Annotated in this window: 22 protein-coding genes; 12 read left to right on the plus strand and 10 right to left on the minus strand. The window is 70.0% G+C overall.

Going from position 1 to position 23602, the window contains the following annotated elements:
* The first annotated feature begins 231 nt into the window (after positions 1–231).
* Positions 232–1758: an MFS transporter gene (locus tag JHY01_RS03040; RefSeq protein ID WP_205324133.1), complete on the plus strand. Its 1527-nt coding sequence runs from the start codon at positions 232–234 to the stop codon at positions 1756–1758.
* Positions 1736–2326, plus strand: coding sequence for a TetR/AcrR family transcriptional regulator (locus tag JHY01_RS03045; RefSeq protein WP_205324134.1), 591 nt, complete (start codon positions 1736–1738; stop codon positions 2324–2326). Before JHY01_RS03040 ends, JHY01_RS03045 begins: the two co-directional genes overlap by 23 nt.
* A gap of 13 nt (positions 2327–2339) precedes the next feature.
* Here JHY01_RS03045 and JHY01_RS03050 read toward each other — a convergent pair whose 3' ends face one another.
* From JHY01_RS03050 to JHY01_RS03065, 4 genes are all read right to left on the minus strand, one after another.
* Entirely contained in the window at positions 2340–2567 is a 228-nt protein-coding gene (locus JHY01_RS03050) for a Uma2 family endonuclease (protein ID WP_205324135.1), read from the minus strand.
* Positions 2564–2713: a hypothetical protein gene (locus tag JHY01_RS03055; protein WP_205324136.1), complete on the minus strand. Its 150-nt coding sequence runs from the start codon at positions 2711–2713 to the stop codon at positions 2564–2566. Before JHY01_RS03055 ends, JHY01_RS03050 begins: the two co-directional genes overlap by 4 nt.
* A gap of 52 nt (positions 2714–2765) precedes the next feature.
* Positions 2766–3761, minus strand: coding sequence for a polyprenyl synthetase family protein (locus tag JHY01_RS03060; RefSeq protein WP_374199482.1), 996 nt, complete (start codon positions 3759–3761; stop codon positions 2766–2768).
* A 77-nt stretch (positions 3762–3838) separates the two neighbouring features.
* A complete protein-coding gene (locus tag JHY01_RS03065; RefSeq protein ID WP_205324137.1) occupies positions 3839–5005 on the minus strand; it encodes an MFS transporter in 1167 nt (388 codons plus the stop codon).
* A gap of 703 nt (positions 5006–5708) precedes the next feature.
* Here JHY01_RS03065 and JHY01_RS03070 point away from each other — a divergent pair.
* Together JHY01_RS03070 and JHY01_RS03075 are read left to right on the plus strand one after the other, a co-directional pair.
* A complete protein-coding gene (locus JHY01_RS03070) occupies positions 5709–6449 on the plus strand; it encodes an IclR family transcriptional regulator (protein WP_374199486.1) in 741 nt (246 codons plus the stop codon).
* An 86-nt stretch (positions 6450–6535) separates the two neighbouring features.
* The gene (locus JHY01_RS03075; RefSeq protein WP_205324139.1) at positions 6536–7738 is read left to right on the plus strand and encodes a hypothetical protein; all 1203 of its coding nucleotides are present in this window, start codon (positions 6536–6538) and stop codon (positions 7736–7738) included.
* A gap of 59 nt (positions 7739–7797) precedes the next feature.
* Here the strand turns inward: JHY01_RS03075 and JHY01_RS03080 are convergent, their stop codons facing one another.
* The 4 genes from JHY01_RS03080 to JHY01_RS03095 form a co-directional block, all read right to left on the minus strand.
* Positions 7798–8817, minus strand: coding sequence for a 2-oxoacid:ferredoxin oxidoreductase subunit beta (locus JHY01_RS03080; protein WP_205324140.1), 1020 nt, complete (start codon positions 8815–8817; stop codon positions 7798–7800).
* Positions 8810–10669, minus strand: coding sequence for a 2-oxoacid:acceptor oxidoreductase subunit alpha (locus JHY01_RS03085; protein ID WP_205324141.1), 1860 nt, complete (start codon positions 10667–10669; stop codon positions 8810–8812). Before JHY01_RS03085 ends, JHY01_RS03080 begins: the two co-directional genes overlap by 8 nt.
* 336 nt (positions 10670–11005) lie before the next feature.
* Positions 11006–11926 carry a hypothetical protein gene (locus tag JHY01_RS03090; protein WP_205324142.1) on the minus strand — a complete coding sequence of 307 codons (921 nt, stop codon included), beginning with the start codon at positions 11924–11926 and terminating at the stop codon, positions 11006–11008.
* Positions 11923–12774: an RNA polymerase sigma factor gene (locus JHY01_RS03095; RefSeq protein WP_205324143.1), complete on the minus strand. Its 852-nt coding sequence runs from the start codon at positions 12772–12774 to the stop codon at positions 11923–11925. Before JHY01_RS03095 ends, JHY01_RS03090 begins: the two co-directional genes overlap by 4 nt.
* Before the next feature lie 223 nt (positions 12775–12997).
* Between JHY01_RS03095 and JHY01_RS03100 the strand changes: the two genes are divergently transcribed.
* From JHY01_RS03100 to JHY01_RS03120, 5 genes are all read left to right on the plus strand, one after another.
* Positions 12998–13366 carry an NADH-quinone oxidoreductase subunit A gene (locus JHY01_RS03100; protein WP_205324144.1) on the plus strand — a complete coding sequence of 123 codons (369 nt, stop codon included), beginning with the start codon at positions 12998–13000 and terminating at the stop codon, positions 13364–13366.
* Positions 13357–13917, plus strand: a complete 561-nt coding sequence (locus tag JHY01_RS03105; RefSeq protein ID WP_275889656.1) for an NADH-quinone oxidoreductase subunit B — start codon at positions 13357–13359, stop codon at positions 13915–13917. Before JHY01_RS03100 ends, JHY01_RS03105 begins: the two co-directional genes overlap by 10 nt.
* A complete protein-coding gene (locus tag JHY01_RS03110) occupies positions 13910–14575 on the plus strand; it encodes an NADH-quinone oxidoreductase subunit C (protein ID WP_205324145.1) in 666 nt (221 codons plus the stop codon). Before JHY01_RS03105 ends, JHY01_RS03110 begins: the two co-directional genes overlap by 8 nt.
* Positions 14565–15518 carry a complex I subunit 1 family protein gene (locus JHY01_RS03115; protein ID WP_205324146.1) on the plus strand — a complete coding sequence of 318 codons (954 nt, stop codon included), beginning with the start codon at positions 14565–14567 and terminating at the stop codon, positions 15516–15518. Before JHY01_RS03110 ends, JHY01_RS03115 begins: the two co-directional genes overlap by 11 nt.
* Positions 15519–15710: 192 nt before the next feature.
* Entirely contained in the window at positions 15711–17828 is a 2118-nt protein-coding gene (locus JHY01_RS03120; protein ID WP_205324147.1) for a transglycosylase domain-containing protein, read from the plus strand.
* Between the two features lie 135 nt (positions 17829–17963).
* Here the strand turns inward: JHY01_RS03120 and JHY01_RS03125 are convergent, their stop codons facing one another.
* Positions 17964–18275 (minus strand): FmdB family zinc ribbon protein, encoded by a 312-nt coding sequence (locus tag JHY01_RS03125; RefSeq protein ID WP_205324148.1) that lies wholly within the window; start codon positions 18273–18275, stop codon positions 17964–17966.
* A 91-nt stretch (positions 18276–18366) separates the two neighbouring features.
* Positions 18367–18969 (minus strand): 5-formyltetrahydrofolate cyclo-ligase, encoded by a 603-nt coding sequence (locus JHY01_RS03130; RefSeq protein WP_205324149.1) that lies wholly within the window; start codon positions 18967–18969, stop codon positions 18367–18369.
* Positions 18970–19127: 158 nt separating this feature from the next.
* Between JHY01_RS03130 and JHY01_RS03135 the strand changes: the two genes are divergently transcribed.
* The 3 genes from JHY01_RS03135 (at position 19128) to glp (ending at position 23592) form a co-directional block, all read left to right on the plus strand.
* The gene (locus JHY01_RS03135) at positions 19128–21167 is read left to right on the plus strand and encodes a diguanylate cyclase (RefSeq protein ID WP_205324150.1); all 2040 of its coding nucleotides are present in this window, start codon (positions 19128–19130) and stop codon (positions 21165–21167) included.
* 241 nt (positions 21168–21408) lie between these two features.
* The gene (locus JHY01_RS03140; RefSeq protein ID WP_205324151.1) at positions 21409–22299 is read left to right on the plus strand and encodes a UTP--glucose-1-phosphate uridylyltransferase; all 891 of its coding nucleotides are present in this window, start codon (positions 21409–21411) and stop codon (positions 22297–22299) included.
* A 54-nt stretch (positions 22300–22353) separates the two neighbouring features.
* A complete protein-coding gene (gene glp, locus JHY01_RS03145) occupies positions 22354–23592 on the plus strand; it encodes a gephyrin-like molybdotransferase Glp (RefSeq protein ID WP_344469270.1) in 1239 nt (412 codons plus the stop codon).
* The last annotated feature ends 10 nt before the right edge of the window (positions 23593–23602 follow it).

Here is a 23602-nt window from a genome sequence, read left to right on the forward strand (position 1 = left end):
ACTTCGCAGTCGACGTCGGGACTCTGAGCTAGAGGCACGGCTCGCAAGCTTCGCCGCGGCTGGGGGTGCCGCTTCCTGGGGAAAGCGACCTTTGAACGATAGCGAACCCCGGCCACCCGCAGGGACCCGGTGCGATCCAGAACACGTTCCGTGCTCGCATGACTGCGCCTTGACAGGCCAAATTCTGAAAGCTACTGTCAAATGACAGCTACTTCCAGAATTGAGGCGCCAATGGCACCCGCATCCACCCGCCGCCGCTGGTGGGCCCTCCTCTCACTCCTGTTCGGCCTGCTCGTCGTCGGGCTCGACGTCACGATCCTCAACGTCGCCCTGCCGACCCTCGCCGTCGACCTCGACGCCTCCACCGCCGAGCTCCAATGGCTCGTCGACGCCTTCATCGTGGCGCTCGCCGCCCTGCTCCTGCCCGCCGGGCTCCTCGGCGACCGGCTCGGCCGCAAGAAGGTCCTCCTCGCCGGCCTCGCGATCTTCGGCGCGGCCTGCGCCCTCGCCACCGCCGCCGACACCGTCGGCGTGCTCATCGCCGCCCGCGCCCTCATGGGCGTCGGCGCCGCCGTGGTCATGCCCGTGTCGATGGCGGTGGTGCCCAGCATGTTCAGCGGTGCCGAGCGCACCCGCGCCGTCGCACTGCTGACCGCCGGCATGGCGATCGGCCTGCCGCTCGGCCCGCTCCTCGGCGGCTGGCTCCTCGAGCACTACTGGTGGGGCTCGGTCTTCCTCATCAACGTGCCGCTCATCGTGATCGGCTTCCTCGCCATCGCCTTCCTGCTCCCCGAATCCACCGACCGCAGCGCCCCGCGCCTCCAGCCGTTCGCCGCGCTCGCGGCCGTGCTCGGCCTGGCCGCGCTCGTGTACGGCGTCATCGAGGCGCCCGTCGACGGCTGGCTCTCCCCGGCGACGCTCATCGGCGGGCTCGGGGGCTTCGCGCTCATCGCGCTGTTCGTCGTCTCGCAGGCCCGGTCCGCCGCCCCCATGGTCGACCTCGGCCTGTTCCGCGACCGGGCCTTCCTCTGGGGCTCGGTCATCGCCACCGCTTCGTCGATGCTCATGATGGGCGCGCTCTTCCTGGTGCCGCAGTACCTGCAGATCGTCGAGGGCCACAGCGCCTTCGGGACCGGCCTGCGGCTGCTGCCGATGATCGGCGGCCTGATGGTCGGCGGCCTGGGCGCCGAGCGCCTGGCCGTCCGGTTCGGCTACCGGGCCACCGTGATCAGCGGTCTGATCCTCTGCGCGGCCGGATGCGTCGCCGCGATGGCCACCGATCCGGGTACGGGCTTCGGCCTGGTCGCCGTGTGGCTCGGCGTCCTGGGCGCGGGCTTCGGCATGTCCCTCGTGCCCGCGACGGACGCGGTCCTCGCGTCGCTCCCGCCCGACCGCGCCGCGATCGGCTCCGCCCTGATGCAGACCCTGCGCCAGACCGGCGGCGCGATCGGCGTGGCCGTGTTCGGATCGATCGCCTCCAGCGTCTACCTGGCCGAACTCGACCTTCCGCCGCTCCCGCCCGAGGCCGAGGCCGCCGCCGAGGACTCCGTGGCCGGTGCCGCCGCGGTCGCCGAAGCGCTCGGCTCGCCGGAGACCGCGCAGGGCGCGTTCCACGCGTTCACCGACGGGATGGGCGCGGTCTTCCTGGTCTGCGCCGTGCTCGCCGTCGTGGTCGCGTTCGCGGCGGGCCCGAGGTTCCCGAAACGGCCCGAAGCGAGCGAGGCACAATCGCAGCATGAACCGTCCCGGGCTGCGTGAGCGCAAGAAGATCGAGACCCTGCACCGGTTGCAGGAGGAGGCCCTGCGGCTCTTCGACGAGCAGGGCTACGACGAGACGACGATCGAGCAGATCGCCGCCGCCGCGGGCGTCTCCCCCTCGACCTTCTACCGCTACTTCCCGGTGAAGGAGGACGTGGTCGTCCAGGACGAGTACGACCCGCTCATCGTGAACGTCTTCGAGAACCAGCAGGAGGGGACCGCGCCGCTCGAAGCCCTGCGCGCGGTCCTCGCGGTGCTCTTCGCGGCGTTCACCGAGGACGACATCGAGCGGGTGCGGCGCCGGGTCCGGATGATCTTCGCGGTCCCGGCCCTGCGCGCCCGCCAGGTGGCCCAGTCCGAGGCCACCGAGCGGCTCCTCGCCGAGATGATCGCCGAACGCACCGGCCGCGCGGCGAACGAACTGGAAGTCCGCCACTTCACCGCCCTCGTGGTCGCCTCCTGGACGACCGCGATCAGCGCCTGGGCCGAAACCGAAGGCACCAAGGACGACCTCGCCGCCAACCTCGACCGCTGCCTGGCCCACCTGGAAGCGGGCGCCCCGCTCTGAGCGGGTCGAGCGCTCAGTCGTTGAATGCCGAAGTGTCGAGCTCGAAGTCGAAAGGTGCGGGGACCGTTACGGGTTTACCGAATGCGACCGTCGTATGAGTCTGGTAGCCACGCTCTGACGGGTCGGAGTACACCGTCAAATCCTGCTTCTTCATGTCGAATAGCAGGTAGATCGGTACGGATCTGCCGTAGACGTCGAGCTTGACCGTCAGGTCGTTGCCACGCGTGGAGGTCGAGGTCATTTCGCCGACCAATGCGAGTGACCGGGAACGTCCATGTCGTCCGCGAAGACCAGTCGCTCACGGAACTCCCGCTCCGTCTCATCAAAGTCAGTTGCGCCGTTTGTCTCCCGTGCGAGGGCCATGACCATCTTCGCCTCCTCGGTCACCTGCGGACTCAATTACGCACCACGATTGTTGCAGGTCTTTCCCGGATTCGCGTCAGGCGTCGCGTTCGATCATGTAGTCACAGATGTCGACCAGGGCCCTCTGAGCCGGGCCTTTCGGGAGGGCTTTCGCCAGGCCGCGGGCCCGCTGCTGATACTGCAGGAGGGTGGCCCGCGCTTTCTCCAAGGCCTTCGAGCCGCGCAGGAGCTCCAGGGCTTCGGGGAGGTCCGCCTCGGAGACGGGACCCGCCACGAGTTCGCGCAGGCGCGCCTCTTCCGGGTCGTCGTCGGCGAGGGCGTAGAAGACCGGGAGGGTCGGGACGCCTTCAAGAAGATCGGTGCCGGGGGTCTTGCCCGACGAATCCGAGACGATGTCGATGATGTCGTCGGCGATCTGGAACGCCACGCCGATGACCTCGCCGAACTCCTCGGCGGTCGCGATGGTCTCCTCCGAGGCCCCGGCGAACCACGCCCCGAATTTGGCGCAGGTGGCGATGAGCGAGCCGGTCTTCTCGGAGAGGATCTCGAGGTGCCATTCGACCGCGTCGATGCCCTCGGGCTGCGGCATGGTCTCGTTGATCTGCCCGCGCACCAGCCGGGCGAACGTGGCGGCCTGCAGGCGCACGGCCTCGATGCCGAGATCGGCCATCATCTGCGCGGCCTGGCTGAACAGGTAGTCGCCGGTGAGGATCGCGACCGAGTTGTCCCAGCGGGCGTTCGCGCTCGGGGCGCCGCGGCGCACGGCGGCCTCGTCCATCACGTCGTCGTGGTACAGCGTCGCGAGGTGCGTGAGTTCGAGCGCGACGGCGGCGTCGAGGATCCCGGGCCGGGCCGGGTCGCCGAGGTGCGCGCACGCGAGGGTGAGCATCGGCCGGAAGCGCTTCCCGCCGGCGTGGATGAGGTGGGACCCGGATTGGCGCAGCAGCGGCTGGTCGGTGTCGACGGCTTTGAGCAGTCGTTCCTCGACGAGATCGAGCGAGGCTCGGATCTCTTCGGCGAAGGCCTCGTCTGAGAAGGTCAGCGCGGTCTGGGCGCGTCGGGTGGTCACCACAGCCTCACCTTATCTTGTACACGCCCCGGACTGCTCGGCACGGGAAGCGGGAGTCGCGCGCGCCGCAACGAGGAACGTCAATGCGCGATTCGTTTGCCGACCGTGCTGCCCGCCACGATGAACAGGGCCGACGCCGCCATCGACGCGACCGTGGCCGTCCACCCGACGCCCCAGCCGACGTTGTCCACGATGAGCCCGAAGCAGATCGGCCCCACCGCGCCGCCGAGGAAGATCCCCGTCTGCGTCACCGAGGTCGCCAGCGCCGGGGCGTCCGCGTAGCGCTGGACGACCGCGTGGTTCATCAGTCCCGGCCACGCCCATCCGAGCCCGTATGCGGCGGCGGTGCCGAACGGCAGCAGCCACGGCAGTTCGAACAGGTACGTGGCCAGCCCGGCGGCGCCGGCGGTGAGCATGAGCGCGATGATCTGGAACTCGCCTCCTCTGCGCGCGTCCGCGAGGGCGCCGAAGCCGGTGCGGCCGATGACGCCCGCGATGCCGCCGACCATGAGGACCAGGCCCGCGTAGCGCTCCGACCCGCCGACGTCGACGGTGAAGGTCGTGATGAACGAGCCGATGGGCGTCGCGGCGAGCGAGCCGAGGAAGGTCGCCGCGGCGAACAGCAGCAGCTGCAGATCGAAGGACCGCGCGCCCTTGACCTTGGTCCGCACGGCGGGCCGTCCGAGGCCGGCGAGCGGGATGAGTGCGAGCAGCACCAGCCCGGCGCCGATGACGAACGCCCACCGCCATCCGAGCGTCAGCGCGACGACCGGGACGCTGAGTCCGCCGAGCATGGTGCACAGCGGCACTGAGGCCTGCTTGGCGCCGAACAGGAGTCCGCGGCGGCCTTGCGGCGCCCATTCGCTGAGGACCGTGTTCGAGGCGAGCTGCCCGAGTCCGTTCGCGGGCGCGCACAGCACCATGAACGCGGTGAGCACGATCGGGTCGTGCGCGAATGCGGCGATGCCGAGGAGTCCTGCGGCGGACATCGCGATGGCGACGCGCGCGGTCACGAGCGCGCCGAACCGGTCGACGAGCCGCCCGGACGGCACGGTCGTGACGGCGGTGACGGTGAAGTAGATGCCGGAGATCCAGCCGATCGCGCTGAGGCCCATGCCGAGTTCGCCGGTGATCTGCACGGCGAGCCCGCCGAAGAGGAAGAGCGGGAGGACGGCGGCGACCTGGACGGTCATGGCGGCGGTGACGGTGGTGGCGATCCGGGGCCGAGTGGGGGCGGAGGTGGACACGACGGCAACCGTACTCCGCTTATCTGATAGCCGAATGCCTCCGCACAAGTGAGGATTGCTCTTGTGCGTCCCCCGTTCGCGTGATCTGTCTTGACGTGACCACACAACGTGTGCGACTGTTGCCTCTGCACGACGGCTTTTCCAACTGCAGAGCTTTACGACAGTCGACTTCGGCCCTCAACAGTTGCCCGCCACCAGCGGTTCCGTGCCGGACCCGCCGCATCGCCGCTCTCCCAAGACATCGGGGGCATGCGAAACGCGGCGGCCCTGGTGGGAGGGAGCCGCCGCGTTTCGTTTATTCGAATGTTCCACGGCGGCGACGAGGAAGTTTGGTGGGGACTCGACGCCGCCGCCGCGGTTTGTCCGCGACCGGCGCGAGCCGGACCGCGAACGGTGCTGACACTTAGATAGTGCCCTGTATGCGACGGTGACGCAACCGGCTGTTGTTTATATAGTTAGATCACGGCCGGTCCGACCGGCGTCGTACCCGGCGCCCCACGTTGGATCAACTGGTGCAAATTGGAGCGGCGGCATGGTGGAGCAGCGGCGACCAGGGGACGAACCGCACAGCGGCGTCCCGAACTACAACGGCGTGCCCAGACAGCAGGCGACCAAGAACCGGCCCGCGCCACCGGACCACAAGCCCGGCAAGGGCGCATCGGCGGCCAGCGCCTTCCCGAGCGCGCAGAGCGAGCCGACCAAGATGATCCAGAGCGTCCAGAGGGCACTGCGCATCATGGAGCTCGTCGGCCGCCACGCCGACGGCGTCACCGCCCCGCGCATCGCCTTCGAGTGCGGCCTCAACCGCGCCACCGCCTACAACCTCCTGCGCACCCTCGTCTACGAGCACTACCTGCGCCGTGACGAGAACGGCCGCTACACGCTCGGCCTCGAAGTCTCCGACCGCTACTCCGAGCTCACCCGCGCCATCGCCGGGCCGAGCACCTGCGGCGAGTTCATGCGCCGCATGTCGACCGAGACCGGCTACTCGACCTTCATCGCCCGCTTCGTGGAGGGCCGACCGGCCGTCACCGACGTCATCGAAGGCCACCGCAGCCCGCACGTGGAGGAGCTCATCGTCGGCTTCGACGACGGCGCCCACGCCACCGCGCTCGGCAAGGCCCTCCTGGCCACCCTCCAACCGCACGACCGCGCCCGCTTCCTCAAATCCGCCGGGATGCGCCCGTTCACCCGCCGCACCCTCATCGAACCCGACGCCCTCGAATACGACCTCGCCGTCTACGGCGAGTCCGGGGTCTACGCCGAGATGGGCCAGTTCCGTGACGGCGTCGGCTGCGCCGGCGTCATCGTGCGCGAAGGGGACTCGCCGAACGAGCGGATCGTCTTCGCCGTCGCCCTCCCGCTCGAGGAGATCCACACCTCTTGGCCGGCCCTCACCGGACGACTGCGCGACGCCGCCGTCGAACTCGAACCGCTCCTGTAGGACGAAGCAGGCAACCCGACCGCGAGAGGCACGCGTACTCAGGAAGTCGAAGACGCTTCGACGTCACCTGAGAGGAACGCGGATCGATGCTACGCAAGACCCGAGCCGCCGGCGCCGTCGTCGCCGCGCTGGCACTGGCGGCCGCTGCCGCCTGCTCTGACGATGCGAAAGGCGGCGGCGACGCCGCCTCCGAGGGCGCGGAGGCGGAGTTCGAGGCGCCGCGGCTGGTCGACATGGTCAATGAGAGCAACCGGCTGCTGTACGAACTGGAGTCCGCGGAGGTCCGGATCGTGCAGGCCTGCATGGAGGACAAGGACTTCACGGTCCACGACCAGTTCTGGTTCTCGGTCGCCGAACCCGAGCCGCAGGAAGCCCTCTTCGGTCCCGACGACTGGGGTGACTGGATTCCCTCGGTCGACGAGGCCTCCGAGTACGGTCTCGGCGCGTGGGTCCACGACGAGGACGCGGACCCCGATGAGGTCGAGGAGTACGAGGCGTACCAGGGCCACGACATCGCCGGCTCGCCGGAGGAGGAGCGGGCGATCGAGGGGGGCGGGGGTCTGCCCGACAACAGCGATTTCGAGGCGCTCGATCCCCAGGACCAGTTCGACTGGTACGTGGCCTACCAGGGTGAGGCGGCCGCGCTGGACGAGAACGGCTGGCTGATCGGCGAGGAAGGCCCCGTGGCGAGCGACGATGACGAGGTCTACACCGGCGACGAGTTCTCCTATGTGCAACCCGAACCGGGCGGCTGCCTGCGCGAGATGATCGACGCGCTCTACGACGACCTGCGACTGGTCGAGGACCCCGAGGGCGGGAAGCACCGCGGTGCGTATTGGCACTACCGCCCGGTGAACCCGATCGACGACTTCGCGAACGCGGAGGACTCCCAGACCATGTACGACGAGGCGATCGCCCCGGTCCAGGTCGAACTGGTCGACTGCCTCGACGCGCACGGTGTTCACGGGTGGGAGTTCGACGAGGAGGGCTCCCTGCCGGTGACCGATTACATCTACGAGCTGTACGAGGGCGAGGGCAGCGTGGTGGGCGACCACCCGAACCTGCCCGATGACGCCCCCACCGACTTTGAAGGCAAGAAGGCCTTCGAGATCGCGTTCGCCGTCGAGTTGGCCGAATGCGGGGACGAGACCGGCTACCGCGAGATTGCGGAGCAGGCCTGGGCCGATTCCCAGGAGGCGTTCTACGCCTCGATCGAGACCGAGGTCTACGCCTGGCAAGTGGAGGTCCGCGGCATCTTGACCAAGGCCCAGGAGACGCTCGAAGGCTAAGCGGCGCATACGAAAGCGGGCCGGACCTCGAAAGGTCCGGCCCGCTCGACGTCGCCTACCTAGAGCACGGTCCAGGTGTCGCCCGAGTGCAGGAGCCGTTCGAGGGCCTCCTTGCGGTCGACGCCCGTCGCGGCCTCGTCGACCTGGGAGCGCACGCCCGCATCGTAGGTGGGCCGCTTGACGTTGCGGAACACGCCGATCGGGGTGTGGTCGAGGGCTATCCCCGAGAGCCGCGACAGCGCGAACGCGTAGGCCGGGTCGTCGACGTCGGCCTTGTGCACGACCACGTCGGCCTCGTCCACCTCGGACGCGTCCTTGACCTGGAGCCCGTAACCGGACTGCACGACGACCTTGTCCCCGAACCGGATCGGTTCGCCGTCCTGGAGCCGGATGATCGACTCGTCGCGGGTCTCCGGGTTCTTCAGGACCTCGAACGCGCCGTCGTTGAAGATCGGGCAGTTCTGGTAGATCTCGACGAACGCGCTGCCCTCGTGCTCGGCCGCGGCCCGCAGGACCTCCTGCAGGTGCGCCCGGTCGGAGTCGAGGGTGCGGGCCACGAACGTGGCCTCGGAGCCCAGCGCCAGCGACAGCGGGTTGAACGGCGAGTCGACCGAGCCCATCGGGCTCGACTTGGTGAGCGTGCCCGGCCCGGAGGTGGGGGAGTACTGGCCCTTGGTGAGGCCGTAGATCCGGTTGTTGAACAGCAGGATCTTCAGGTTCACGTTGCGGCGCAGGGCGTGGATGAGGTGGTTGCCGCCGATCGACAGCGCGTCGCCGTCGCCGGTGACGACCCATACCGACAGGTCCGGGCGGGAGACCGCCAGGCCCGTGGCGATGGCCGGGGCGCGGCCGTGGATCGAGTGCAGCCCGTACGTGTTGAGGTAGTACGGGAATCGCGAGGAGCAGCCGATGCCGGAGATGAACGCGATCTTCTCGCGCTCCAGGCCCAGCTCGGGGAGGAAGGACTGGACGGCTGCCAGGATGGCGTAGTCGCCGCAGCCGGGGCACCAGCGCACCTCCTGGCTCGACTTGAAGTCCTTGGCCTTCAGCTTGGGGGCGTCGAGCTTGACGTCAGCCATTCTTGATGACCTCCTCCAGGGCGTCCTGCAGTTCGTTGGAGGTGAACGGCAGCCCGCGCACCTTGTTGTAGCCGACCACGTCCGTGCCGGGGAAGTTGTTGCGCAGCAGCATGGTGAGCTGCCCCAGGTTCATCTCGGGCACCACGACGCGGTCGTAGCGCGCGAGGACCTCGGCGGTGTTCTTCGGCATCGGGTTGAGGTAGCGCAGGTGCGCGCGGGCGATCGGGACGCCCTTCTCGCGCAGGCCGCGCACGGCCGCGCCGATGGGGCCCCACGTGGAGCCCCATCCGAGCACGAGGGTGGTCGCCTCGCCCGCGTGCGGGTCGTCCGGTTCCAGGTCCGGCACGTCGACGCCGGCGATCTTCGCCGCGCGGGTGCGCACCATGAAGTCGTGGTTCTCCGGGTCGTACGAGATGTCACCGGTCTTGTCGGCCTTCTCGATGCCGCCGATGCGGTGCTGGAGACCGGGCGTGCCGGGAACGGCCCACGGACGCGCGAGCGTCTCGGGGTCGCGCTGGTACGGCAGGAAGACCGGCTCGCCGGCCTTGTCGACGCCGTTCGGCTCGGTCGCGAATTCGACGCCGATGTCGGGCAGCTCGTCGGTCCCGGGGAGGCGCCACGGCTCGGCGCCGTTGGCGATGTAGCCGTCCGAGAGCACCATGACCGGGGTCCGGTAGTGGAGCGCGATGCGCGCCGCCTCGAGCATGATGTCGTAGCAGTCCGAAGGGGACTGCGGTGCGAGGACCGCGATCGGGGCCTCGCCGTGGCGGCCGAACATGGCCATCACGAGGTCGGCCTGCTCGGTCTTGGTCGGCAGGCCCGTCGAGGGCCCGGCGCGCTGCACGTCGACGACCAGGAGCGGCAGCTCCAGGGACACGGCGAGCGAGATGGTCTCCGACTTGAGCGCGATGCCCGGGCCCGAGGAGGTGGTGACGCCGAGCGCCCCGCCCCACGAGGCGCCGAGGGCCGCGCCGACGGCCGCGATCTCGTCTTCGGCCTGCACGGTGGTCACGCCGAAGCGCTTGTGCTTCGAGAGCTCGTGCAGGATGTCGCTGGCCGGGGTGATCGGGTACGCGCCGAGGAACACCGGGAGGCCGCTCGCGACACCGGCGGCGGTGATGCCCCAGGCCAGGGCCTGGTTGCCGGTGATGTTGCGGTACGTGCCGGCGCTGAGCCTGGCCGGCGGGATCTCGAAGCGCACGGCGAACGCCTCGGTGGTGTCGCCGTAGTTCCAGCCGGCCTTGAGCGCGGCGATGTTCGCCTCCGCGATCTGGGGCTTGGCCTTGAACTTGCCGCGCAGGAACTCTTCGGTGGCCTCGGTCGGGCGCGAGTACATCCACGAGACGAGCCCGAGCGCGAACATGTTCTTGGAGCGCTCGGCGTCTTTCTTCGAGACGTCGAACTCCTTGAGCGCCTCGATGGTGAGGGACGCGAGCGGCACGGCGTGGACCTGGTAGTCCTCGAGCGAGCCGTCTTCGAGCGGGTTCGCGTCGTAGCCGACCTTGGTGAGGTTGCGCTTGGTGAACTCGTCCGTGTTGACGACGATGGTGCCGCCCGATTTGAGGTCGCGCAGGTTCGCCTTGAGCGCCGCCGGGTTCATCGCGATGAGCACCTCGGGCTGGTCGCCCGGGGTGAGGATGTCCGTGTCCGCGAAGTGGATCTGGAAGCTCGACACGCCGGGGAGGGTGCCGGCGGGGGCCCGGATCTCGGCGGGGTAGTTGGGGAGGGTCGACAGGTCGTTGCCGAGCTTGGCGGTCTCCGCGGTGAAGCGGTCACCCGTGAGCTGCATCCCGTCGCCGGAGTCCCCTGCGAAGCGGATGACGACCCGGTCGAGCTGCCGGACGGTATTCACCTAGATCTCCTCATGCGGGTTCTGGGGCACGCAAGGACTGCGGCGTTCGGTTCGGGGAGCGGGGGCTCCGCCGTGTCTGCTACTTGCGATGCTACGCGGGCGTCACGTCGCGGTGCCAACCCTGCGACTCGGGCGCGATGTAGGCGACACCACTTTCGGCGATCTGGCTCACATGCTGAGACGGGCCGGAGTCCGCAGTGACCTGGACCTCTCGTTTCGGCTTTCCTCAGGCCGCTTTCACGGCCGAGCGCCGTCCCGGATCGTGGACGCGGATCGCGTCGGCGACACGCCGGAGTCGGAAACCCGACGGTGCCTCCGACCCGAACGTGTCTCCTATCAGGACCCGGTGGAGGAGGTCGACTCGGCGGACTCGTCCGCCGTCGGCGTCTCGGCCGGGGCCGGGCTGCTGATGCTCTCGGTCGGCGTCGGCTCGGTGGTCGCGGCCTCCTCGACCCGGGCGAAGGCCCCGGTCTCGGGGTCCCACACGTACCTGGACTCGCCGGAGTGGTCGGGGGCGTTCACGTCGTCCGCGTCGACGGTGACGACACCGTCCGCGACCGAGACCACCGCGACGGTGCCCTCGATCGAATGCGGCTCCCACACCCAGCCGAGCTGCTCGAGCGCGGTGCCGTCCTCGTTCCAGGAGAACGCGGCGACGCCCGCGAAGTACACGATGTCGGAGGGGTCCCGCCTGCATTCGAGCACGGCGGTCACGTCTTCGGCGCCGTCGCCGTTCACGTCGCCGCGCACCGGCCCGACGCCCGCTTCGGCGTCGAACGCGATCGCCCAGGCCGTCTCGTCGGCGAACGTCCAGTCCTCGCGCAGCCCGAACGTGCCGGTCTCGCAGTCCTCGCCCATCGCACCGGGGTCGGTGATGACCAGCGCCGTCTCGGGCGGGATCGTGGCCTCTTCGGTCGGCGCCGCGCCGCCGGAGGAATGCGGGCTCACCGGGTCGCCGAGGCTGAGGCTCTGCGACTCCTGCGAGGTCGAGACCTCGGCGGAGGAGTTCTCGGTGCCGGACGGCTCGGGGCCGAACGCGATCGGGCCGATCGTCTGGGCCACGGCGAAGCCGCCCGCGGTGACCGCGGTGCACGCGCCGGCGATCGCGGCCAGCGACACGAGCCGGCGGCGGCGCTTCGCGGCCGGGGCGCGCCCGAGCAGCTCGTTGACCGGCGGCGGCGGGAACTGCGCGGAGGCGTCCGCCTTCAAGCTCGCGAACGCCGCTGCGACCTTGTCGTCCTCAGGGTCGAAGGTCATGAGCGGTCCTCCTTCACGGAAGCTCGGCGGTTCGCGGCACGGGCGCCGGGGATGGCGCGCTTGATGCGGATCGGCATGGTGTCGGGGTCGGCGGGCGCCGCGGCCTTGGCGGGCTTCGCTTCCGCGGCCTCATCGGTGAGCAGCGCGGCCAGCTCCTTGCGGCCGCGGTGCAGCCAGGACTTCACGGTGCCCTCTTTCGCGCCGGTCGCCGCGGCGATCGCGCTCACCGTCATGTCGGCCATGTAGTGCATGACGAGCGCTTGGCGCCGCTTGGCGGGGACCAGTTTCAGGGCGGCGACGAGCGCGACGTGGTCGGGGCTCGCGGCCGGGGACAGCTCCGGCGCGGAGGACTTCTGGAGGAACTTGCGCGCCACCTGGTTGCGGCGGTGCCTGCTCGTGGCGAGGTTCCACGCGACGCGGCGGACCCACGCGACCGGCTCCTCGTAGCCGCCGACCTTGTCCCAGCGCTGCCACGCCCGCAGGAACGCCTCCTGTACGAGGTCCTGGGCTTCGGTGGCGTCGCCGAGGTAGGCGCATACCTGGGCCGCGAGCTCCGAGAAATGCTTCTCGTAGAGGTCGGTGAACTCCGCCTCCGTTCGCACATCCGCTCCAGCGCAGGTAGGTGGGACAAGGGAATCTTCCGGGTCATCGCGTTCGTGCCCGGCGGCCACTATTGTCGCGTTCGGGAAGGCGGAGATGCGAGGCGGGGTCGTTATGTCGACAATCCTCTCAACGTCCGGACCGTCCGGGACGTCGAAGACGCCGCCGAAGTCCACGGGCCGGTCGAGCAGCATCGTGCCGGACTCGGTGCGGCCCCGGGTCAGCGTCGGTGCGCCGGCGGCGGTCATGTGCGGTGATCCCATTTCCTGTTGCCTGTGCGTTCGCGTGTTCGGTCCCGCATTGGGGGACTTCGCCGCGTTCGGAGTGAATCCTCTTCGTACAACAACACGCCCCTGCGTGCCGGGCGGTTGCGCCCGGTGCGCCGAAGTTCCTCGGAATCGGATCGGAAACGCGTCGATTCGGCCGCGCGCACGGGTATCGCGAGGGGCTGTGCGGCATTAAGGTGTCCTTATGCACACGACCCGGTTGAGCGATTACGCCGTATTCGGGGTGCTCCTGCTCGCCGGATTCGCGTTCGTCGCCGTCGCGATGACCGCCAATCGACTCCTGCGTCCCAGCGTGCCTTCCAAGGAGAAGGGGCAGACGTACGAATGCGGCGTGGACCCGGTCGGGAAGGACTGGGCGCAGGTCCAGATCCGCTACTACGTCTACGCGTTCCTGTTCGTGCTCTTCGCGGTGGAAGCGGTGTTCCTGTTCCCGTGGGCCGCCGTGTTCCGGGCCTTCGGCCCGGCCGCGGCCGCCGAGATGGGCGTCTTCGTGGGCGTGCTCGCCCTCGGCCTCGCCTACGCCTGGAGGAAAGGGGTCCTGCGATGGCGGTGAAACTCCCATTCCCTTCCCGCCCAACGGAAACCAACATTCTCGGCGAGCCCATCCGCTTCGTCCTGAACTGGGGCCGACGCTATTCCCTATGGGTCTTCAACTTCGGACTCGCCTGCTGCGCCATCGAATTCATCGCCGCCTCGATGAGCCGCCACGACTTCATGCGCCTCGGCGTGATCCCTTTCGCGCACTCACCGCGCCAAGCGGACCTCATGGTCGTCTCCGGCACCGTGACGGACAAGATGGCACCCGCGATCAAACGCCTCTACGAGCAGATGCCCGAGCCGAAGTACGTGATCTCCTTCGGCGCCTGCTCCAACTCCGGTGGGCCCTATTGGGACTCGTACTGCGTCACCAAAGGCGTCGACCAGATCATCCCCGTCGACGTCTACATCCCCGGCTGCCCGCCCCGCCCCGAAGCACTCCTCTACGGCATCGGCGAACTCCAGAAGCAGATCGCCGCCGAGCCCCTGCGGCGAAGCTCGCGAGCCGAACCGCCGGCAGCGCGCAAGCCGAGCCTGCGCCCGCCCGTGAGGAGGCCCGATGCCTGACTTCTGGGAGGACCGCGTCCGCGCCGCCCTCGGCGCGCTTCTGGACGGCGCCGCAGCGCTCGGCGTCGACGGCCCGCGCTCCGTGGCCGACGTCGACCCCAAGGACTGGCACGAGGCCGTGCGCGCCTGCCGCGACGAGGCCGGCTGCGACTTCTTCGACTGGCTCTCGGTCGTGGACGAGGGCCCGGCCGAACCCGAGACCGAGGACGCCCCGCCCGGCCCGATCCGCTTCCGCATCGTCGCCCACCTCTGGTCGGTGACCGAGCGGCGCGGCGTGCTGCTGCGGGCCCTCCTCACCGAAGGCGCCGTCGCCTCGGTGGTCGACCTCTATCCCGGCGCGGACTGGCACGAGCGCGAGACCCACGAGATGTTCGGCGTCGACTTCCCCGGCCACCCCGACCTCCAACCGCTCCTCCTCGCCCCCGAATTCGAGGGCCACCCGCTCCGCAAGGACTTCATCCTCGCCTCCCGCGTCGTCAAACCCTGGCCTGGCGCCAAAGAACCGGGGGAAGGGCACGGCACGGTCCGCAAGCGAGCCCCGAAGCGCCCGCCCGGCGTCCCAGAGGACTGGATCGAACCCGCCGGTCCCGCCGACCCGCGCACGGTGCCGATCGACGACTCGCAAGCGCCGCCGAAGGGGCGCCCCGATGCTTCTTGAGGCCGCGGTCAAGCTCGCCGCCGTGCTCGCCGCGTTCCTGGTGCTGCCCTTGCTGGTCGGCCAGACCGAGCACAAGCTCATGGCCCACATGCAGGGCCGCCTCGGCCCGATGCACGCCGGGCGCTTCCACGGCTGGGCCCAGCTCATCGCCGACGGCGTCAAGTTCGCCCAGAAGGAAGACCTCGTCCCCGACGCCGCCGACAAGCCGGTCTTCAGGCTCGCGCCCGCCGTCGCGCTCCTGCCGTACCTGCTCGTCATCCTCTTCATCCCGCTCGGCCCCGGCGACCTCGTCGGATCGAACCTCGACATGGGGCTGTTCATCGTCATCGCGCTCGTCGGCGTCGGCGTGCTCGCGGTCCTCATGGCCGGGTGGTCCTCGGCGAACAAGTACACGCTGGTGGGCGCGCTGCGCGGGGCCGCGCAGCTCATGGCCTACGAACTGCCGCTCGTGCTCGCCGCCGCGTCCGTCGCCGTAGCGGCCGGGACGCTCAGCCTCCCCCAGATCGTCGAGGCCTGGAACCCCTGGTGGCTGCTGTGGCAGGCCCCGGCCGCGATCGTGTTCTTCACGGCCGGGCTCGCCGAGATCCGCCGTCCGCCGTTCGACGCGCCGGTCGCGGACTCCGAGCTCGTCTTCGGCTACCTCACCGAGTACGCGGGGCTGCGCTTCGCACTGCTGCTCCTCGCCGAGTACGTGGGCATCGTCGTCATCTCGGCGCTCACCGCCGTGCTCTTCCTGGGCGGCTGGAAGGGCCCGGGTCCTGAATCGCTCGGCTGGCTGTGGACGCTCCTCAAGACCGGGGCGCTCGCGGCGGTCGTCATCTGGCTCCGCGTGGCCTGGCCTCGCCTCCGGGTCGACCAGATCCAGGCCCTCTGCTGGAAGGCACTGGTCCCGATCGCGCTGGCGCAACTCGTGCTGACCACATCCGTCGCACTGGCCATCTGAGGCGCACCTGTCCCATTGGGAGGCCTTGGTGGCGACGCAACCGTTTGGCGAGCTTCGGGCGTATTCCTCAACATGGAGTCAGGTCGAGACGTTACCGAGACCGAAGATCCCGGCCGCACGATCAACTTGCGGCCCTTGAGGAGACGGCCCAAGGCCGCCCCCGGTGAACCACCCGGCGAGAAGCCCTCTCGGATGAGGCCGAAGCACCGCCGCAAGAAGCGCAAGATCGCCGCACTCGGCCTCGCGGTCCTGGTCCTCGCCGCCGCCGCCTTCGTCGTCGGATCGGTCTTCTACGCCACCGTCGACCTCCCCGAAGCCCTCGACGACGACCTCAGCCAGGGGTCCACCGTCTACTACAGCGACGGCACCACCGTCATGGGCGAGCTCGCCGCTGAGAAGCGCACCTCCGTGGACCTCGACGAGATCGCCGACGACGTCGAGAACGCCGTGGTCGCGGCCGAGGACGCCAATTTCCACAAGCATCCCGGCGTGGACGCCAAAGGCGTGCTCCGCGCCATCGTCAACAACCTCAAAGGGGGCGACCAGCAGGGCGCCTCCACCCTCACCCAGCAGTACGTGGGCCTCGTGGCCGACATCCGCGGCGACGGCTCCTACCTGCGCAAGGCCCGCGAAGCGGCCATGGCGATGAAGATGGAGGAGGAGTTCACGAAGGACGAGATCCTCAACCACTACCTCAACATCGTCTACTTCGGACGAGGCGCGTACGGGGTCGAGGCCGCCGCGCAGGAGTTCTTCGGCCTCTCGGCCGCCGAGCTCTCCACCTCCCAGTCCGCGCTGCTCGTCGCCCAGATCAAGTCCCCGGACGGCCCCTACGATCCGCGCGACCCCTACGGCCAGGGCGGCAACGTCGAGGAGGCGACCGAGCGCTGGGAGTACGTGCTCGACCAGATGGTCGCCACCGGCAGGCTCGAAGCGGTCAAACGCGACGCGATCACCGCGCTCCCCGAGACCCTCGACCCGACGAACGACCCCGAGGGCCTCGGCCCGGAAGGCTTCATCACCAACGGCTTCGTGCTCCGGGAACTCGCGGAGGCCGGGATCGGCACCGACGAGGTGCTGCGCGGCGGGTTCGACATCGTGACCACCCTCGACGCCGACCTGCAGGAACTCGCCGTCGAGCGGACCGGCATCCGCGAGGTCGCCGCCGAGGACGAGAACATGGCCGCCGCACTCACCGCCCTCGAACCCGGCACCGGCGCCGTCCTCGCCTATTACGGCGGTGAGAACGGGGCCGGGCTCGACCTCGCCGCCGACGTCGGCCACCGGCCCGGCACCTCGTTCAACACCGTCGTGCTCGCCGCCGCGCTGGAATTCGGCATCGACCTCTGGTCGCCCGAATTCGACGGCTCCTCGCCCCGGCGGTTCGAGACCTACGTCGACGACCAGGGCGAGCAGATCGACCTCGTGAACATCGGCGGCGCCCAGGACCACGAGGTCAGCCTGGCCGACGCGGCCGCACAGAAGCTCGACACCCCCGTCTACGACGTCGCGGAGGACATCGGCGGCGATCTGATCGCGCAGACCGCCGCCGCCCTCGGCGTCGACCGCATGTGGAACCCGCACGACGTCGACGAGCACGGCGTGGCCGCCGAGATCGACCCGGCCGAGCCGCACGAGGTCCACCCCGACATCGGGATCGGCGCCTACCCGATCACCACGCTCGACGCCGCAGTGATGCACGGAACCCTCGCCTCGAACGGGACCGTCGCCGAGCCCTATTTCGTGGCAACGGTCAACGGCCCCGAAGGCGAGCTCTACCAGGCCGAGCCCGAGTCCGACCAGGACATGGTCGATCCGGGGACCGCCGCCGAGGCCGCGAGCCACATGCACATGAACGCCGCCGAGGCCGCCTTGTCCGTCGAATCCGGCCGCGTCGTCGACCTCGATGTCGCCGTGAACGCCTCCGCGACCTGGCACACCGGCTTCGCCACGGGCCTCTCGCTCGCCGTCTGGGCCGGGGACGAGAAGAAGGAGGGCGACGGCTCCTCCCACGAGGGCACCATCGCCGAGCGGATCTGGTGGCAGGTCATGGACGGCCGCTCCGACAAATACCGCTGGAGCCCCGAAGAGGCGGATGCGGCCTTCGCGGAAGAGCAGCGGGCCAAGGAAGAGACAGAGGAGGAGGAGCAGCCGCCAGCGGGCGAGTCGGTCGACACGGAGGAGGCCCCGGAGACCTCCGACACCGAAGAGGCGACCACGCAGCCGACCGAGCCCACCGTCGAGGAGCAGTCCGAGTCCCCGACCGACGAGGAGACCGGCCTCGGCTGGTTCGGCGGCGACGACGACTGAACGACGAGTGCCCGGCCGCCGAGCGGCCGGGCACTGCACGTTCATGGTTCACGGGCCTCGATGAGGCCCGGCAGCCCGGGTGTCCGAGGGCGGCGTTCCCGCAGGCAAGGGCCTGAGACCCTCACCGGTCAGGAATCAGGCGGCCTTCGCGGCGCTGCCGGAATCGGACTTCGCGGCGGCCGCGGCGGGCTTCGCCTCGCTCTTGCCCTCACTCTTCTTCGCCCCGTTCTTGGAGCCGTTCGAGCTGAGGGAGCTGGAGTCGGTGGACCTGGAGTCGGTGCGGTAGAAGCCGCTGCCCTTGAAGGTGACCCCGACGTTCCCGAACACCTTCCGGAGCGCGCCCTCGGCCTCGCAGCTCGGGCAGTCGGAGAGGCGCGCTTCGGAGAACGACTGGTGTTTGTCGAACTCGTAACCGCACTCCTTGCAGCGGTATTCGTAGACAGGCACGTCCCAGACCTCCAGCAGTCAACACGGATCTCGATCGACATTAGCAGTCAACGCCGAAGAGTGCTAATCCCATCCGCCTGAGCAGTGTGGCCTATCTCAACGAGACGAATCCCCTGGCAGGCGTGACCACACCCGTCACCGGGCGATCGTGCGGCTCGGCCGGCACCATGTAGCCGAACTCCCCGTCGCGCAGCAGCGCCACCACCGGCACGTCCGGGCCCACCCGGGCCAGTGCCCGGTCGTACGAACCGCCGCCCCTGCCGAGCCTGATCCCATCATCTGAGACGGCGAGGCCGGGGACGATGACCGCCGCCGCCTGCTTGATCCCTTCCGGCCCGAGCACCGCCCCGCCCGGGTTCGGGCCGTCGCCGCCCTGCGAGTTCGCGTCCGGTTCCCCTTGCCCCCCAGGGCCTCCGGCCTCCCGCCAGCTGAGGTCCTTGTCCGGCAGGAGGACCGGTTCGAGGACCTTGTAGACCACCGCGAGCCGTTCGGGCAGTTCGGGTTCGAGCGCCGCGCCCGGTTCCGATCCGAACGGCCGGTAAGCCGCCACCACGGCGCCTTCGTCCACGACTTCGATCAAGAAGTCCCGCAACGCCTTCCATGTCGCCAGATCGGCGTATCCGCGCTGCTCCCCGGGCATCGCGTTCCGTGCCGCGAGCAGCTGACGACGCGCCGCAGTCTTCGCCTCTTGCATGCCGTTTCCTTCCTTCGATGGCCGGTGCCTGGGAGGATTCCCCTTAACGGACACCCCCACTCACCCATTCGGGCAGTCCCGTTTACATATGCCTGCCGTGTCGTGTCGAGTCGGTAGCTCTAGGTAGTCTTCTAAGTAGTGAACTTGAGGGGGATTCGGTGTCGCTGCGCTCACGGCTCACCACGGCGTTCCTCGTCGTCGTGCTCGGGCCGGTCCTGGTGGGGGCCGTCTTCGTCGCTGCCGTCATGTCCCATCTAGCGGACTCCCGCGGGGAGGCGCTGGCCAACTCGGCGGTGACGATGGTCGACTCGACGCTCGGCACCATCTGCGAGCGCATCCAGGCTTCGGCCGCTGCGGTGGCATTGAACTACCGTAACGGCGATCAGGAGAACGCGGTCGAAATGGCCCAACTCCTCGTCGACCGCGCGGTGGTGGACGGCGTGGTCTTCTCGAGCCTCGCCAGCGTCGGCACCGACCCCGGCATGGACATCGGCGCGGAGGCCCCCCAAGGCTCCTGGGTCGACTGCGGCGAGACCGTCGCCTACGCGGGCACGGAGCCGATCGTGGCGCTCGGCGCACAGGCCGAGGTCCAGAACGCCGACGGCTCCACGTCCGTGTTCAGCGCCTTCCGCGAGGTCGACCAGGAGTTCCTCGCGCGCCTCTCCCGCGTCGCGGACGCGGACCTCATCCTGCAGGACGCCCGCCCCGCCCCGATCGAGGTCGGCAGCGCCGACGCCGGGCGCTGGGACTTCACGGATACGTTCCTGCCCTTGAGGATCGGCACGGCCGCCACCGATGTGACCCCCATGTACTGGACCCTCGCGGCGATGGTCTTCGCCTCGGCCGTGTGCGCGGTCGCCCTCGCCACCTGGCTGGCCCGCTCGACGACGAGACCGCTCGCCGAGCTCTCGGCCGCCGCCGAACGCGTCGCCCACGGCGACCTCACCGTCCGGGTCCCGGTGCACGGCCGCGACGAGGTCGCCCACCTCGCGTTCGCGTTCAACCGCATGACCGCCCAGACCCAGTCGTACGTCAGCGCCCTCACCGCCTCACGCGACCAGATGCGCGGCCAGCTCGGGCGCCTCGGCCAGACGCTCACCGCGACCCTCGACCTCGACCGCATCCTGGAGGTCATCCTCGACACGGCGATGGTCACGGCCGGGGCCGAGGCCGGGGTCATCATGCTCGTCGACGTGGACGACGCCGACCAGCTCCGCGAACGCGCCGGTGAAGGCGACCTCGGCATCACCGAGCCCGCGACCATCCGCATCGGCGAAGGGATCATCGGCGCGATCGCGGCCGGAGGCGTCCCGGCCCACGGCCGCATCGTCGACGGCCGCTTCGAGGGCCGCCGCCGCGCCGACACCGAGCCCGACGCCCACACGATCGTCGCGGTGCCATTCAGCGGGCGTCAGCCCGTTGATCATGAGTGGAGTAGCGGGCGTCAGCCCGTCGACCATGGGCGCAGCACCAGTCGCCACTCCACCGAACTCGAACGCGGCCGTCCCGCCGACGGCGAGTACGGCGGCGCGCCGCGCACCGACGCCGGGGTCCTCGGCGTACTCGTCCTCTACAACCGGATCGCCGGAGACGACTTCGAGCCCGGCGACGTCGACACCCTCAAGACCTTCGCCGGGCAGGCCTCCGTCGCCGTCGAGAACGTGCTGCTCCACCGCCACGCCGAACGCTTGAGCCTCACCGACCCCCTCACCGGCCTCTGGAACTACCGGTTCATGCAGACCTCCCTGCGCCGCGAGGCCGAGCGCTCCCGTCGCTACCAGCGCCCGTCCGCGCTCCTCGCGATCGACCTCGACCGCTTCAAAGACGTCAACGACACCTACGGCCACCCCGTCGGCGACCAGGTCCTCGCCGAGCTCGCCCGCCGCGTCACCGCGCAGATCCGCGAAGTGGACCTCGCGTTCCGCCACGGCGGCGAGGAGTTCATGGTCCTGCTGCCGGAGACCGACGCGGCCGGCGCCGCCGTCGTCGCCGAACGCCTCGGCAAGGCCGTGAACGCCCGCAAGTTCAAGGTCAACGACGCCTCCGGCGGCCGCGAACTCAACATCACCGTCTCCATCGGCATCGCCGTCCTCGGCGAGCACGCCGACACGGCCACCGGCGTCCTCGCCGCCGCCGACGAAGCCCTCTACGCCGCCAAGGCCGCGGGCCGCGACACCTGGAGGGTCGCGGTGGCCTGAACCGCCCGGCGAGCGGCGGGCACAAGGTTCCCCGAGCTGCGCGGCGCCGACGAAGTCGGCAGGCCCGCATACGGACCCGAGGGCGGTCGAGCAGCCGGGGCCGCGCCGGGCCCGGACGAGAGGCGAGCCTCGGCGCCGTCGCACAGCCTGGGGAACCTTGGACCATCCGACACGAACGTTCACCCGCTGTTCGGGAGGGTGGCTGACCGCCGACGCAGCGTGTGCACGCTACCCTCGCGGTATGTCAGCAAACGCGCCTCGCGCCACCAAAGCCGTCATCCCCGCGGCAGGTTTCGCCACTCGCTTCCTGCCGGTCACCAAGGCCATCCCCAAGGAACTCCTGCCGATCGTCGACAAGCCCGTCCTCCAGTACATCGTGGAGGAGGCCGCCGCCGCCGGCGCCGACGACGTCACCCTCGTGACCGCCCCCGGCAAAGACGCCATGATCGACTACTTCGACGCGCGCGCCGACCTCGACAACGCCCTCAAAGCCAAGGGCAAGAACGAGATGCTCGCCAAGGTCAAAGCCCCCGAGTCCATCGCCGAGATGACCGCCATCCGCCAAGGCGGCGCCAAGGGCCTCGGCCACGCCGTCGGCCGCGCCGCCTCCCACGTCGGCGACGAGCCCTTCGCGGTCCTCCTCGGCGACGAGTGGTGCCACCTCGACGACAAGCTCCTGCCGCGCATGATCGACCTCCAGTCCGAGACCGGCGGCATCGTCCTCGCCCTCATCGAAGTCCCCGACGACCAGGTGAGCCGCTACGGCGTCGCCGCCGTCCAGGCCACCGACGCCGAGGACATCGTCGAAGTCACCGGCCTCGTCGAGAAGCCCGCCCTCGAAGACGCGCCGTCGAACCTGATCCTCATCGGACGCTACGTCCTCCCCGGATCGATCTTCCCCGTGCTCGAGCGGACCGAGCCCGGCAGCGGCGGCGAAATCCAGCTCACCGACGCCATGGAGGCCATGCGCGCCAAGGGAACCCCGGTGCACGCCGTCGTCTTCCGCGGCCGCCGCTACGACACCGGCGAACCCGTCGCGTACCTCCAGACCCTGGTCGAGCTCGCAACCCAGCGGGACGACTTGCCCGGCTTCAACGCCTGGCTGCGCGAATTCAGTGCGACACTTGACTGACCCGGCGACCGCGAGGCGGCGCTGAGAGGAACTTGACCGACGGGGGGATGAGGAGTGAAGGGGACCGGCGAGGCGACACCATTGGCCGACTTCCTGGCGAAGGCGCTGGCCTTGGTGCGACCCCTGCCCCCGGTCGACATCGACATGACCCAGTCGACCGGGTCGGTCCTGGCCGAGAACGCCGTGAATCCCGGCCCGCTCCCCGCCTTCGACTACGCCGCGATCGACGGCTACGCGTGCAACGGCGACGACATCGCCGGGGCCAGCCCCGAACGCGGCGTAGGCCTCAAGGTCCTCGGCGACCTCGCCGCCTCCTCCTGGCGCCCCGTGCGCCTCGTCTCCGGCACCTGCTTCTCCGTGGCCGCCGGCGCGGCGCTCCCGGTCGGCGCCGACATGGTCGTGCCCCTCGCCTGGACCGACGAGGGCATGGCCACCGTCGACGTCCGCCAAGTGCCGCGCCGCGGCCACGGCGTGCGCCGCATGGGATCCGAGCGGCCCTCAGGCGAGATCCTCGCCCACGAGGGCCGCCGCGTCACCCCCAACCTCATCGGGCTGCTCGCCGCCGCCGGCATCGCCGACGTCGTCGTGCGCCCCACGCCCCGTGTCGTCGTCATCGCCACCGGCGACGAACTCGTCGACACCGGCCGCCCCTCGCAGCCCGGCCAGCTCATCGACGTCAACTCCCACCTCGTCACCGCCGCCGCCTCCGAAGCCGGAGCGCACGCGTACCGCGTCGGCATCTGCGACGACGAGCCCGACGCGCTCCGCTCCGTCCTCGACGACCAGATCCTCCGCGCCGACCTCGTCATCACCACCGGCGGCACCGGCCTCGGCCCCGGCGACATGGTCCGCCGCACCTTCTCCCGCGACGGCGCCGTCGACTTCAACCCCGTCGCCGTCTACCTCTGCGAGACCATGGGCTTCGGCACCATCGGCCCCGAAGAGGTCCCCGTCGTGTGCCTCCCCGGCGACCCCGTCGCCGCCACCATCGCCTTCGAGGTCATCGCCCGGCCGCTCATCCAGCGCCTCGCCGGAGCCGAGCCCGTTTTCCGGCCCAGCGTGCGCGCCAACCTGACCGAGCCCGTATCCTCACCGAGCGGGCTGCGCGAATTCCGGCCCGTCCGCGTCGCCGAGAGGCGCGGCGGCGGCTACACCGTCGCCCCGCTGGGAGCCACGTCTTACACGCTCTCCGGACTCGCCGAGGCGACCGGCCTCATGACGATCGGTGAGAACGCGACCCGGGTGCCCGCCGGGTCGACCGTAGACGTGCTGCTCCTGGACCGGAACCGATGATCAACAATCC

It is taken from the genome of Glycomyces sp. YM15, assembly GCF_016918015.1.
Classification (GTDB): Bacteria; Actinomycetota; Actinomycetes; order Mycobacteriales; family Micromonosporaceae; genus Glycomyces.